This window comes from Thermosyntropha lipolytica DSM 11003 (assembly GCF_900129805.1).
GTDB classification, from domain to species: Bacteria; Bacillota; Syntrophomonadia; order Syntrophomonadales; family Syntrophomonadaceae; genus Thermosyntropha; species Thermosyntropha lipolytica.
In genome coordinates, this window is sequence record NZ_FQWY01000005.1 from 19,684 (window position 1) to 33,033 (window position 13,350).

Genomic DNA, 13,350 nt, shown 5'->3' on the forward strand with positions numbered 1-13,350 from the left:
GTTTTAAATCAAATCTTAGCAAAAAACCTCCTCCCCGTCAATTTTAAATTGGGGACGGTTCTTTTTTTAAATCTATTACGAATCGTAATTTTTGCCTTATCTTGCTAAACGAGCCGCCGCGTATTTTCCCGCCACATAGCCGGTGGAAAAGGCAGCCTGCAGGTTAAATCCTCCCGTATAGCCGTCAACATCGATCACCTCGCCCGCAAAATAAAGCCCTTTCACCAGTTTAGATTCCATAGTCTTCGGATGGATCTCCTTTACACTTACTCCCCCTACTGTAACTATGGCTTCCGCTACCGGGCGGGTCGCAATAACTGTCAAAGGGAGCTTTTTAAGGAGTTTTACCAGGTTCCCTCTCTCCTCCCGGGTTATCTGATGACAGGGCTTTTCCCTCTCAATCCCGCTTAAAGCTACTACTACCGGTATAAGTTTGCGGGGCAGAAGGTCATCTAAAGCATTCTTAAACTGCTTTCTTATATATTTGCTAAAGTCCCTCTGCAGCCTTCTGTCCAGTTTTTCCTCATCCAGAGCCGGTTTAAGGTCAATAAACACCCGTACCTTTTTTCCCGTTCTCCAGATATAATCCCCTATATCCCGGCTCATACTGAGGATAATGGGTCCCGAAAGGCCAAAATGGGTAAAAAGAAGCTCGCCAAATTCTTCATTTATTTTTTTTCCTTCTTCACTGCAGGAAAAAGCCCTTACATTTTTAAGGCTTAATCCCTGTAAATCACGCACCCACTCTTCCTCCACTACCAGAGGCACCAGTCCCGGACGCGGTTCGATTATAGTATGCCCGGCTTTCCGGGCAAAAAGGTAGCCATCTCCGGTCGAACCAGTCCCGGGATAAGAAAGACCGCCGGTAGCAACTATTACCGCCTTAAAAGGATGCAGTTTGCCTTCACTTATTATCCCTTGCACTTCTCCTCCCTTTATTTCTATATCATCTACTTTTACTCCTAAATATACTTTAACTCCCAGCCTTTGCATCTCTTTCCTCAAAGCTTCGGCTACCTGATCAGCATCATCAGCAACCGGAAATACCCTTTTCCCTCTTTCTACTTTCGTCTTAACTCCCAGTTCAGCTAAAAAATTGAGCAAATCCCAATTGGAAAACTCGTTTAAAGCACGGTATAAAAACTTTCCATTTCCCGGATAAGAAGATATAAACTTTTCCCGGTCTTCTTCGGCAGAAGTTATATTACACCTTCCTTTACCGGTTATCCTGAGCTTAGTCCCCACCCGTTTTTTCTTTTCCCACAGGACCACATCAGCTCCGCTGCGGGCGGCAATGATAGCTGCCATCATACCTGCCGGTCCTCCTCCAATAACGCCTATATCTGCCAAAACTAATCCTCCTTCATCATTTATTCACTTATTTTTTAAAAAGGTCATGTTGTATAACCTCATTTTATCTGTTAAAATTCTATTTATATTATTCTATCCTTTTTTGGAGGTAGCAAAGTTGGAAACGAAAAATAATAACTCAGTCCCCAAGTACATTTATTTTGTCATCCCCGCTATTTTGGCTCTTATGTACTTTTACGCCGCCTTTATAGACACCTCTCCAGCAGAAAAGGTAGTAGAAGATTTTTATGATGCTTATTTTAGCCGGGATTATGCCCGGGTAGCTCAGAACCTGAGCGTCTTCTGGGCCGTACAGTTTCTGCCCCAGTACAGCACTTATTCTCCCGCCGAGCTCCTTGAGCGGAGAGAACAGGTTATAAAAGATATAGAACAGGTAATAACTGATATTGAAAGCCAAAATAAGTTTCCTTCTGATTTGACGGTAAACATAGAAAAAAAATATTCCCAAAAAGGGAAAAACAGCGCTATTGTGGCTTACAGTTTTATAGAAAATGGCCAAAAACAGCATATGGAAATGGCTATCCTGATTTATGAAAAAGGCGCTTTCCGCATTATCAGTTTTTACCCGGTAAGTCAGGAAGAACTGCAAAATATCACCAAAGAAGACATGAAAAACCTTGATGAACAATTTTCCTCTCTTCTAAATAACAAACCGGCCAGGCTATAAAGGCCGGTTTGGTTTTTATACCTTTTCATTACTTATTCTTTAATTCTTCTGCCATCTGCTGCAGTTCATCAGCTGCCTTTTGCAGTTCAGCAATCATGCCTGCTACCTTTTCTACCGCTGCCGTCTGCTGGCTTATGAGGGCATTTATTTCTTCATTGGCAGCTGCCGCCTCTTCGGTTGCCGCCGATATGCTTTCTACCTCATTTACCGCTTCATGGCTTAAGGATAGAACTTCTTGCATAACGGCTGATATTTCCTGAATAGCTGTGTCGATACGCTGGGCTCCCCTTTCAATCTTAGCAAATAGCTCCTGGCTGGCTGCAACTGATGCATTTTGTTTTTCCGCTACCTCACTGGATCTTTTTATCTCTTTCACCACCGCTTCCATATCAGATTGGATTTCATTTATCAAGGAAGCTATTTCTCCTGTCGCCCCTCGTGATTCTTCCGCCAGCTTTCTTACTTCATCTGCTACTACGGCAAACCCCCGGCCTGCTTCCCCAGCCCTGGCTGCTTCAATAGCAGCATTCAGGGCTAAAAGATTAGTCTGGTCGGCAATCCCGCTTATCAAATCAACTATATTTACAATCTCGGCTGATTTCTGGCTAAGAAGGGAAACTACCTGGTTAACCGAAGCCTGAACTGCATTGGCTTCATTTGCATAATACTGCTGCTCCTCTAAGGCCTTAAGCCCTTCCTCCACAATATGGCGGAACTCCTGCGACTGTTCAGTCACCATGCCCGTACTATTTCCCACCTTGCCTAAAGCATTCGCCATTCCCTTTACCAGTTCTGCGGTTTTAGCAGCATGGCTGGCTTCTTCAGAAGAAGCCTGGGCTATCTCTCCAGCACTGGCATCAATCTGCCTGGCCATTTCTCCAGTTTCCTGCGCAATCTCCAAAAGATTCCGGGAAGAGGTTTTAAGCAAATCGGCTTTGGCTGCCACTTCTCCTGCTGCTTTTTTAAGCTCTTCTGTAAGCTCCTGTGCCTTACTTTCATTGAGCACCGCAAACAGCAAAAGCTTGCGGGCCACATTGGCTATTATAACCGCAGCTATAGCAAACCAGAGAAAGCAGAAATACCTAACCCCCAGAGTAGCCCCTATATTACCTTCAGGTATCACCTGGGGAAAAAGTATTATCCATACTGTATGCAAAATAAAAACCATAAGGCTGGCAAAAATAGTAAGCGGCACATCAAAATAAAGGATACTAAGCCCTACAACCAGGTACAGGTTAGCAAACAATTCTTTCGAGCCATACATCAAACAATTAAAAAGAAACATTATAAGTCCTACCATTAAAACTGTCAGGTACTTGCTTATCCAGATAGTAGCATATTTTTTAACCAGTAAAAATGTTATACCAATAATAATGCCGGATAGAATAATCTCTTTTAGTATCTTCTGCAAAGTAAGCGATTCTGAACCTGTACCGCTAAAATAAATCCCCAAAGTAGCCATATTGGCCAGTACCACAATGATAAGAGTAGCCAGGAACATGCGCTGATGGCTCTTCAGCATATTCTGCTGCAGAAGATAATTTTCACCCATTAAGCCTTCTCCCCCCACTTGCCATTCTCCCGGTATTTAAATTGAAATTCGACTGCTAAACTTTTTTTCCTGCCTTTTCTACATATTTTTTAAAATGCCAAAATATTTCGTATTATTTGTCCAATTATCTGGCCTTAACACTCTTTCGCCGCCAGCTCCCCGCATCTTACCACACATCCCCGTCCCAGCACACAATCTCTAAATACGGTATCTCCCTCTACTCTATTTCCTTCCCATACTACGGCATTGTGCAAAACAGCCCCTGCTCCTACATGACATCCTCTTCCCAGCACATTATAACCGGTAACCTTGGCCTCCTCATCTATAAACACATCTTCCCCTATAAGCAAACAGGCATCATCTTTTTTTACCAGCCGGCCTTCAGTCCTTATTTTCACCCTGCCCTCCAGCACATCAATATTGGCTTGATGATAGGTATTAATATTACCTACATCACACCAGTAAGCATCAGTCAAAGCGGCATAAAAAGGAGCTCCTATCCTGACCAGATGAGGAAAAACCTGCTTGCCAAAATCATAAAATTCATTAGCCGGTATATAGTCGAATATTTCCGGTTCAAATACATATATGCCCGTATTGGCATAATGGCTTAAGGCCTCTTTCCGGCTCGGCTTTTCCTGAAAACTTTTTATCCTGCCTTCTTCATCAGTTATAACTATGCCAAACCTTTCTACCTCTTCCACCTCTTTAATAGCGATGGTAGCTAGAGCCCCTTTTTTCTTATGTTCATTCAGTAAACAGGTTAAATCTATGTCGGTAAGCGCATCTCCGCTCATGACGACAAAGGTATCATCCAGAAACCAGGCACACCTCTTAACTCCTCCTGCCGTACCCATAAGCTCTCTCTCCGGTGAATACTGCATAGATACCTTAAAGCCTGCACCATCACCAAAATAATCCTTAATTATATCGGCATGATAGTGCAGATTGGCAATAATGTCGGTAAAGCCATGTTCTCTTAGAAGCTCCACTATTCCCGCCATCAAAGGGCGATTGCCTACCGGTATCATAGGTTTGGGTATTTCCGCGGTAAGAGGCATAAGCCGTGATCCTACCCCTGCCGCCATGATCATTGCCTTCATTTTCCCTTAACCTCCCCCACAAGCTGCATTTTAATTTACTATACCATTAAGTTTATTTCCTGGTAAGCCTCTTCTCCTTATTTCAAAATTTTCAAAAAACAAAAAAAAGCAGGAAAACCTGCTCATCGCTAACTTCCACCATCCCTGCGCGGAATAGTTTTGCCTATCCTATGCCGTCCTGCCAGGCAGTTTCCCTGCTATTAAAGAAACAGGCAAAGATAAATTAGAAAGGGGGCCCTTTTTTAAGCATACTGTAACAGGACATAATCCAGATGGGTTTTAATCTCTTCTAAAATCAAATTCAGGTCTGAAGTCTTGTCCGTATTCTTTACTCCCAGTTCAGCAATCTCCTGGCTTAAATCTTTTATCTCCTTTATGCTTTTTACTATCCTTTCATAATCTTCCTGCATTATATAAAAAGCCAGTATGCTCAGCTCCTCATAAAGGTCTTTTACATCTTTTTTATCCGCATAGATGCTGTCCAGATAGTTAACCTGAGCCAGCAGTGCCCGGTAACAGTTAGTTATCCTGGCTTTTTTCTCCTCCTTCAGCATATCTATCCCTCCCCTCTTGCAGCAGACGGGTTAATAAGGTGCAATCTACATTTTATGTATATATCTGTAAATTTATGATAAAATATTCTGCCCTTTAAGTCTAACTTAATAATTTTATCCCCTTATATAAAAAATTATTATAATATCTTTTCCCTTCTTATAATCCCCTCTTTATAACTGTTTTCCTATCTGCTAATATCTATATCTGGGTGGCTGTACACTATACACCAGCATTCCCGGTTTAAAATCCAGCCTGAAGGAGGAAGCAATGTAGATTATAATCTTTTATTGACCTTTGTTTTTTCCTTTATCTTTATCGGCAATCTAAGCCACTTAGCTGCGGTAAGGGACATTTTCGCTTCTAGGCTCAGTTTTGATAAATCTACCTTCTGGTTTTTAATAAAATGAAAAATAAGGGATGGTTTTAGGCCATCCCTTATTTGGGCATACGCCTTTTCATCAGGAGATAATTTATACTGTCCACCAGAGCCTGCCAGGAGGCTTCGATTATGTTTTCCGAAACCCCTACAGTACTCCACTTGGAAGTCTGGTCTGAAGACTCAATGAGTACCCTTACCTTAGCTGCCGTTCCTTCATTACCGTTGAGGACGCGTACCTTGTAGTCGGTAAGATGCATTTCGCTTATTTCCGGATAAACCTCAGTCAAAGCCTTGCGCAGGCAATTGTCCAGAGCATTTACCGGCCCGTCTCCTTCAGCTGCCGTATGGAACACCTTATCCCCCACGGTAACTTTGATCATAGCTTCGGAAGTTATATTATCCTCTTCACTTTTTTCCAGTATAATCTTCAGGTTATTAAGTTTGAAAAAATCTTCATACTGGCCAAAGCCTTTGCGCAAAAGCAGCTCCAGGGAGGCATCGGCTCCTTCAAACTGAAACCCCTGGTTTTCCAGCTCTTTAATCATCTTTATTACTTCCCGGGTACGCGCATCATAATTATTTATATCCATATTAAATTCCCTGGCTTTATAAAGAAGATTGGAAAGCCCGGAAAGCTCGGATACCAGTACTCGCCTATGATTTCCTACATCTTCAGGATTAATGTGTTCATAAGTCAAAGCATCCTTAAGCAGAGCACTTACATGTACTCCTCCCTTGTGGGCAAAAGCCCCATAGCCGACAAAAGGCTGATTGTTATAATGCGGCATATTGGCTATTTCACTTATATAATGGGCTGCTTCGGTAAGGTTTTTTAGCTTTCCTTCCGGCAGGCATCTAAGGCCCATTTTTAATTCGAGATTAGGAATTACGGCACATAAATCGGCATTTCCGCATCTCTCCCCAAAACCGTTCATCGTCCCCTGTACCTGCGTGCAGCCGGCTCTTACCGCCATTAAAGAATTAGTAACAGCACAGGCCGAATCATTATGGGCATGTATGCCCAGGGGAGCTTTTATATGTTTTTTTACTTCCAGGATAATCTTTTCTACTTCCCAGGGCATAGTGCCACCATTGGTATCACATAAAACTACCCAATCAGCACCTGCTTCTTCAGCTGTTTTTAAAACCTGCAGGGCATAATCAGGATTATTTATATAACCATCAAAAAAGTGCTCCGCATCAAATATCACTTCTAAACCTTTATCCTTGAGATAAGATACCGTATCCCGCACCATGCGCAGGTTTTCTTCCAGGGTAGTTTCCAAGGCCCTTAAAACATGAAAATCCCATGATTTTCCAAAAATCGCTGCGGTTTGTGCTCCTGATTCCAAAAGGGTTTTTATATTATTATCCTGTTTTATCGGTATACCTGCTTTGCGCGTAGAGCTAAAAGCAGTAATGCGGGAATTTTTAAATTCCATATTTTTTACTTGCCTGAAGAATTCCAGATCTTTGGGGTTGCTGCCTGGCCATCCTCCTTCTATATACGCAACCCCCAGTTCATCGAGTTTTTTAGCAATTTTTAATTTATCATCCAGGGAAAAGGAAATCCCTTCTCCCTGTGAGCCATCGCGCAGAGTAGTATCATAAATGACCACATCTAGCTTCTTATTCCCAACCATTTTTCCTCCTTTATCCTTTAATTATTTAGCTTCCCTTATTTTTTCCGCCACCTTATCTCCCATTTCTACCGTATTGACTAAAATCTTGCCCGGTTCCATAAGGTCAGGTGTACGATAGCCTTCGATAAGCACCTGTCTTACCGCATTTTCGATCGTTCTGGCTTCTTCTTCCAGATGGAAAGAATAACGCAGCATCATAGCCGCTGATAAAATAGTAGCCAGAGGATTAGCCTTCTTCTGTCCGGCTATGTCAGGAGCACTGCCATGGGCCGGTTCATAAAGGCCTACCTCTCCTCCAATCGAAGCACTAGGCAGCATCCCTATAGAACCGGTAAGCATAGAAGCTTCATCTGTAAGTATATCGCCAAACATATTTTCCGTTACGATAACATCGAACTGTTTGGGATTGCGTATAAGCTGCATAGCACAGTTGTCAACATACATATGGACCGTTTCTACATCCGGATATTCCTTAGCCAGCTCGGTAACCGTTTCCCGCCACAAGCGGGAGCTTTCCAGAACATTAGCTTTATCTACCGAGCACAGCTTTTTCCTGCGCTTGCGGGCTGCCTCATAAGCAAAGCGAACTACTCTTTCTATTTCGTAAGTAGAATAGCTTAAAACATCGGTAGCCTTTTGACCCCCATCAGCAGTTTTTTCCCGGGTTTTTTCCCCAAAATAAAGGCCGCCGGTTAATTCCCTTACTACCAGTATATCTACACCTTCTATGACTTCTTCTTTCAGGGTAGAAGCATGAATAAGTCCGGGAAAAAGCATACAAGGCCTGAGATTGGCAAAAAGACCTAATTCCTTGCGCAAAGGAAGCAGGGCTCCTACTTCCGGTCTTAAATGTACCGGCAGGTCATCCCATTTAGGCCCTCCAATAGCTCCCAGCAGGACAGCATCGGAATTCTGGCACAGCTCAAGAGTCTCATCAGGCAGGGGATGCCCTACCGCATCATAAGCTGCTCCTCCCACCAGAGCCTCAGTAAAAACAAATTCATGTCCAAATTTTTCGGCAATAGCTTTTAAGGCCTTAACCGCCTCCGGTACAATTTCTACACCAATTCCATCTCCTGGTAAAACGGCAATCCTGTACATCTCTTGCACCCTTTCCTCTTTTTTTAAGCATTCTTTTCTATCTTAGCCTTTACATAATTTATTAAACCGCCCTTATCCATTATTTCCTGCATAAAAGGCGGAAAAGGGCTGGCCTTAAACTCTTCACCGGTGCGCAGATTTTTAATTTTACCGGTGGCAAAATCTACTTCTATTTCATCTCCTTCATTTATGGCATCAACCGCTTCCGGACACTCTAAAATAGGCAATCCGATATTTATACTATTACGGTAAAAAATACGGGCAAAAGACTTGGCAATAACGCAGGAAACCCCGGCTGCTTTTATGGCTATAGGCGCATGTTCCCTTGAACTTCCGCAGCCAAAGTTTTTATCAGCTACAATTATATCCCCCTTCTTTACCTTTTTAGGAAATTCGGGATCAGCATCCTCCATGCAGTGTTTGGCCAGTTCCGCCGGATCAAAAGTGTTAAGATAACGCGCAGGTATAATAGCATCAGTATCTATATCCGCACCAAATTTATAAACCTTACCGGTAAACTTCATATTGCCTCTTCCTCCTTAAAGCTCCTTTTCCCTCTAAACTTCCCAGGGAGGGGTAATTCTGCCTTTTAACGCACTGGCTGCTGCTACCGCCGGGCTAGCCAGATATACCTCACTTTCCGGATGTCCCATGCGGCCTACAAAATTGCGGTTGGTAGTAGCCAGAGCCTTTTCTCCCTTGGCCAGGATTCCCATATGTCCGCCCAAACAGGGTCCACAGGTGGGAGTGCTTACTGCCGCCCCGGCTTCAATGAAAATCTGTATATAGCCCCGCTTCATAGCTTCCAGATAAATTTCCTGCGTGCCGGGAATAATTATAACCCTTACCTCCGGATGTACTTTTTTACCTTGCATAATGCGGGCTGCTATCTCTAAATCTTCTATCCTGCCATTGGTGCAGGAACCGATAACCACCTGGTCTATTAAAACATGGGTAGCTTCACTAACCGGCCTTACATTCTCCGGCAGATGCGGAAAAGCTACCAGAGGTTCAAGCTTAGAAACATCATACTCCCTTATTTCAAAATAAGGAGCATCCTCATCAGATTTATAGAGGACAAAATCTCTTTTCGCCCTCCCCTTCACATAGGATAAGGTTATTTCATCAGGTTCAATAATCCCATTTTTGCCTCCTGCTTCAATAGCCATATTAGCCATGGTAAAGCGGTTATCCATGGAAAGGTTTCTTATTACCTCTCCCGTAAACTCCATCGCCATATAACGAGCTCCATCTACCCCGATATCGCCAATGGTGTGCAGGATAAGATCCTTGCCGCTTACCCACTCCGGAAGTTTTCCATAATAGACAAACTTTATAGTTTCCGGCACCTTAAACCAGGCTTCCCCGGTAGCCATAGCCGCTGCCATATCTGTGGACCCTACCCCGGTAGCAAAAGCGCCCAAGGCTCCATACGTACAGGTATGAGAATCAGCGCCTATAACCACATCTCCCGGCAGCACCAGGCCCTGTTCAGGCAAAAGGCAGTGTTCGATACCCATTTTCCCAATTTCAAAATAATTAGTTATGCCATGTTTACGCGCAAACTCGCGCACTATCTTGCACTGTTCGGCCGACTTTATATCTTTATTAGGGGTAAAATGATCCGGCACCAGCATAATTCTGTCTCGATCAAAAACCTTCTCTACCCCCAGCTTTTCAAATTCAGCAATAGCTACCGGGGAAGTAACATCATTCCCGAGCACTACATCTACCTTGCAGTTTATGAGTTCTCCCGGCTCTACATAATCTTTTCCGGCATGCTTGGCCAGTATTTTCTGGGTTATAGTCATCCCCATTTTATCCTACTCCTCCTTTTCTCTATTCGCGCAGCTGTTTTTCATAATAATACTTGTTTATCGCATTTATATAAGCCTTGACACTGGCTTCGATAATATCGGTACTCAATCCCCGGCCGGTATAAAGCTTGCCGTCGATCTCAATCTTGGCAATAACTTCACCTAAAGCATCCTTGCCGCCACTTATGGAATTAAGCTTATAATCAATCATCTTGCCGTAAATATCAGTTATCTTATCTACGGCATGGCAGGCAGCATCCACAGGCCCATCCCCGGTAGAAGCAGCTTCCAGCACATTGCCTTCTATATTCAGTTTTACCGTAGCCGTAGGCACTATGCTGGTTCCACTGGAAATATGCAGGTATTCCAGGCTAAACCTTTCAGGAATCGCCCTTACCTGTTCATTTACCAGCGCTTCCAGATCGTCATCATTTATCTCCTTCTTCTTGTCGGCTATATCTTTAAACTTAATAAAGGCCTTTTCCAGTTCTTCTTCCGTAAGATTATAGCCTAATTCTTTAAGGCGCTCTCTAAAAGCATGGCGTCCGGAATGTTTGCCCAAAACCAGGCTACTGCTCTTTATCCCGACCAGTTCAGGACTCATAATTTCATAGGTGGAACGCTCTTTTAACACCCCATCCTGGTGAATGCCTGATTCATGGCTAAAGGCATTCTGTCCCACAATAGCTTTATTGGGCTGTACCGGCATACCGGTTAACGTGCTTACCAAACGGCTGGTACGGTAAATTTCCCGGTAATTTATGCGTGTTTCCTTTTGATAAAAACTTTTGCGGGTATAGAGGTTCATGACAATCTCTTCTAAAGCAGCATTACCTGCCCTTTCCCCAATACCGTTTATCGTGCACTCCACCTGTCTGGCCCCATTCATTATCCCGGCCATAGAATTGGCTACCGCCAGGCCCAGGTCATTGTGACAGTGAACACTTATTATCGCCTTATCTATATTGGGAACTCTTTCACAAATAGACTTTATAAAAAGGCCAAACTCATCGGGCACCGCATATCCTACCGTATCCGGCAGGTTGACAACGGTAGCTCCAGCTTCAATAACCTTTTCCACTACCAGGGCCAGATAGTCAAGATCGCTGCGGGAAGCATCCTCGGCGGAAAACTCTACATCCGAGCAGTATTTCTTGGCATAGCGAACTGCCTCTACCGCCTGCTCCAGCACCTGTTCCCTGGTCTTATTAAGCTTATATTTAAGATGAATATCGGAAGTAGCAATAAATGTATGGATACGGGGAGACTCTGCCCCTTTGAGCGCTTCCCAGGCCCGGTCGATGTCTTTATAATTAGCCCGGCATAATCCGGCAATAACCGGTCCTTTTACATTATCCGCAATCTTCTTTACCGCAGCAAAATCTCCGGGCGAAGCAATCGGAAAGCCTGCTTCTATAACATCGACCCCTAAACGGGCCAGCTGACGCGCAATCTCCAGCTTTTCATCGCTATTAAGGCTCACTCCCGGGGATTGTTCTCCATCCCGCAGGGTAGTATCAAAAATGTAGATGCGGTTATTATCTGCCATCATACCCCTCCTTGTTCCAGGCTTTGTTTTTTAAAAAACGGGGGTGAAAAATCACCCCACCCCTTTTATAAAATCTTACTTGCTCTTTTTGAGCCAGGGCATCATGGCTCTAAGCTCCTTACCTACCGTTTCAATCAGATGCTCGGCATTCTGTCTCTTCAGGGCATTAAAACGCGGTCTTCCTACCTGATTTTCCAGTAGCCATTCGGTAGCAAATTTGCCTTCCTGTATATCTCTCAATGCCTTTTGCATAGCCTTTCTTGACTCTTCGCCTATTACCTGAGGTCCTATGATATAATCGCCCCACTCGGCGGTATCACTTATCGAATAACGCATATAGCTCATGCCGCCTTCATACATAAGGTCAACAATCAGTTTGAGCTCATGCAGACATTCAAAATAAGCTATTTCCGGCTGATAACCGGCATTAACCAGGGTTTCAAAACCAGCCTTGACCAGTTCCGTTACTCCCCCACAGAGCACACACTGTTCGCCAAAAAGGTCGGTTTCGGTTTCTTCTTTGAAAGTAGTCTCAATTACTCCTGCCCGGGTGCATCCTATACCACAGGCATAAGCCAGAGCAATTTCCTTGGCCTTTCCCGTGTAATCCTGCTCCACAGCTACTAATCCCGGAACCCCGGCTCCTTCTACATACATCCTCCTCACCAGGTGTCCAGGGCTCTTCGGAGCCACCATAAAAACATCTACATAGGGAGGGGGAACTATCTGCCCGTAGTGAATATTAAAGCCATGGGAAAATCCTAAAGCATTGCCTTCTTTAAGATAAGGTTGGATTTCGTTTTGGTAAACGGCAGCTTGAATCTGGTCAGGAACCAGAATCTGAATAATATCCCCTTTTTCTGCTGCTTCCGCTACGGTCATAGGAGTAATCCCGGCGGCAATAACTGCATCCCATTCCGCCTGGGTTATTTCATCATACGGTTTTCTTAAACCTACTACTACATCTAGCCCGCTATCTTTCAGGTTCTGGGCCTGCGCATGTCCCTGGGAACCAAATCCTATCACCGCAATAGTTTTTCCTTTAAGCAGGTCTAAATTAGCATCGGCATCATAGTACATTCTGGCCATCTTAAACTTCCTCCTCCAATCTATTTTTTTAAGAATTAACTTTTAGCTCCGCCTCTAACCATCGCTATTTTCCCGGTTCTAACCAGCTCGATTATGCCAAAAGGCCTTAGCGAGTCTTCGATAGCTTCTATCTTCTCAGAATCACCTGTAACCTCGATAATCAAGCTATCCCGGCCGATATCTACGATGCGGGCGCGAAAAATCTCGACAATTTGCAGGATCTCAGCTCTCACCGTAGCATCAGCCTTAACCTTTATGAGCATCAGTTCCCTTTCTACCGCTTTTTCTTCTGATATGTCAACAATCTTTATAACATCAATCAGCTTGTAGAGCTGTTTAGTTACCTGTTCAATAACCCGGTCATCACCGCTTACCACAATAGTCATGCGGGAAATATCCGGATTTTCTGTTTCCCCTACCGCCAGGCTTTCAATATTATAGCCTCTCCGCCTAAATAGTGTAGCTACTCTGGTCAATACCCCCGGCTTATTCTCCACCGTAACTGCCAGTATATGTTTTTTCAT

General features: G+C 43.9%; 12 protein-coding genes. 1 reads left to right on the forward strand and 11 read right to left on the reverse strand.

Going from position 1 to position 13,350, the window contains the following annotated elements:
- Positions 1–96: 96 nt before the first annotated feature.
- Positions 97–1,350: a BaiN/RdsA family NAD(P)/FAD-dependent oxidoreductase gene (locus BUB92_RS01930; RefSeq protein WP_278280484.1), complete on the reverse strand. Its 1,254-nt coding sequence runs from the start codon at positions 1,348–1,350 to the stop codon at positions 97–99.
- A 118-nt stretch (positions 1,351–1,468) separates the two neighbouring features.
- On the opposite strand from BUB92_RS01930, the gene BUB92_RS01935 reads away from it, so the two are divergent.
- Positions 1,469–2,038 (forward strand): hypothetical protein, encoded by a 570-nt coding sequence (locus tag BUB92_RS01935; RefSeq protein ID WP_073089365.1) that lies wholly within the window; start codon positions 1,469–1,471, stop codon positions 2,036–2,038.
- 28 nt (positions 2,039–2,066) lie between these two features.
- Here BUB92_RS01935 and BUB92_RS01940 read toward each other — a convergent pair whose 3' ends face one another.
- The 10 genes from BUB92_RS01940 to ilvN form a co-directional block, all read right to left on the reverse strand.
- The gene (locus tag BUB92_RS01940) at positions 2,067–3,590 is read right to left on the reverse strand and encodes a methyl-accepting chemotaxis protein (protein WP_159432292.1); all 1,524 of its coding nucleotides are present in this window, start codon (positions 3,588–3,590) and stop codon (positions 2,067–2,069) included.
- 134 nt (positions 3,591–3,724) lie between these two features.
- Positions 3,725–4,693, reverse strand: coding sequence for a nucleotidyltransferase family protein (locus BUB92_RS01945; RefSeq protein ID WP_073089368.1), 969 nt, complete (start codon positions 4,691–4,693; stop codon positions 3,725–3,727).
- A 242-nt stretch (positions 4,694–4,935) separates the two neighbouring features.
- A complete protein-coding gene (locus BUB92_RS01950) occupies positions 4,936–5,247 on the reverse strand; it encodes a hypothetical protein (protein ID WP_073089370.1) in 312 nt (103 codons plus the stop codon).
- A gap of 436 nt (positions 5,248–5,683) precedes the next feature.
- Positions 5,684–7,270, reverse strand: a complete 1,587-nt coding sequence (gene cimA, locus BUB92_RS01955; protein WP_073089379.1) for a citramalate synthase — start codon at positions 7,268–7,270, stop codon at positions 5,684–5,686.
- 21 nt (positions 7,271–7,291) lie between these two features.
- The gene (gene leuB, locus BUB92_RS01960; RefSeq protein WP_073089381.1) at positions 7,292–8,371 is read right to left on the reverse strand and encodes a 3-isopropylmalate dehydrogenase; all 1,080 of its coding nucleotides are present in this window, start codon (positions 8,369–8,371) and stop codon (positions 7,292–7,294) included.
- Positions 8,372–8,394: 23 nt separating this feature from the next.
- Positions 8,395–8,895 (reverse strand): 3-isopropylmalate dehydratase small subunit, encoded by a 501-nt coding sequence (gene leuD, locus BUB92_RS01965; protein WP_073089383.1) that lies wholly within the window; start codon positions 8,893–8,895, stop codon positions 8,395–8,397.
- 33 nt (positions 8,896–8,928) lie between these two features.
- Entirely contained in the window at positions 8,929–10,188 is a 1,260-nt protein-coding gene (gene leuC, locus BUB92_RS01970) for a 3-isopropylmalate dehydratase large subunit (protein WP_073089385.1), read from the reverse strand.
- A 22-nt stretch (positions 10,189–10,210) separates the two neighbouring features.
- Positions 10,211–11,737, reverse strand: coding sequence for a 2-isopropylmalate synthase (locus tag BUB92_RS01975; protein WP_073089386.1), 1,527 nt, complete (start codon positions 11,735–11,737; stop codon positions 10,211–10,213).
- A gap of 75 nt (positions 11,738–11,812) precedes the next feature.
- Positions 11,813–12,826, reverse strand: a complete 1,014-nt coding sequence (ilvC, locus tag BUB92_RS01980; protein ID WP_073089388.1) for a ketol-acid reductoisomerase — start codon at positions 12,824–12,826, stop codon at positions 11,813–11,815.
- A 35-nt stretch (positions 12,827–12,861) separates the two neighbouring features.
- On the reverse strand, positions 12,862–13,350 hold the full coding sequence (gene ilvN, locus BUB92_RS01985) for an acetolactate synthase small subunit (RefSeq protein WP_073089490.1): 489 nt from the start codon (positions 13,348–13,350) through the stop codon (positions 12,862–12,864).

Bases quoted from the DNA above. Each gene is read 5' to 3' on its own strand.
- BUB92_RS01940 (WP_159432292.1), bottom strand. From the start codon at position 3,590: ATGGGTGAAAATTATCTTCTGCAGCAGAATATGCTGAAGAGCCATCAG.
- BUB92_RS01945 (WP_073089368.1), bottom strand. From the start codon at position 4,693: ATGAAGGCAATGATCATGGCGGCAGGGGTAGGATCACGGCTTATGCCT.
- BUB92_RS01950 (WP_073089370.1), bottom strand. From the start codon at position 5,247: ATGCTGAAGGAGGAGAAAAAAGCCAGGATAACTAACTGTTACCGGGCA.
- cimA (WP_073089379.1), bottom strand. From the start codon at position 7,270: ATGGTTGGGAATAAGAAGCTAGATGTGGTCATTTATGATACTACTCTG.
- leuB (WP_073089381.1), bottom strand. From the start codon at position 8,371: ATGTACAGGATTGCCGTTTTACCAGGAGATGGAATTGGTGTAGAAATT.
- leuD (WP_073089383.1), bottom strand. From the start codon at position 8,895: ATGAAGTTTACCGGTAAGGTTTATAAATTTGGTGCGGATATAGATACT.
- leuC (WP_073089385.1), bottom strand. From the start codon at position 10,188: ATGGGGATGACTATAACCCAGAAAATACTGGCCAAGCATGCCGGAAAA.
- BUB92_RS01975 (WP_073089386.1), bottom strand. From the start codon at position 11,737: ATGGCAGATAATAACCGCATCTACATTTTTGATACTACCCTGCGGGAT.
- ilvC (WP_073089388.1), bottom strand. From the start codon at position 12,826: ATGGCCAGAATGTACTATGATGCCGATGCTAATTTAGACCTGCTTAAA.
- ilvN (WP_073089490.1), bottom strand. From the start codon at position 13,350: ATGAAAAAACATATACTGGCAGTTACGGTGGAGAATAAGCCGGGGGTA.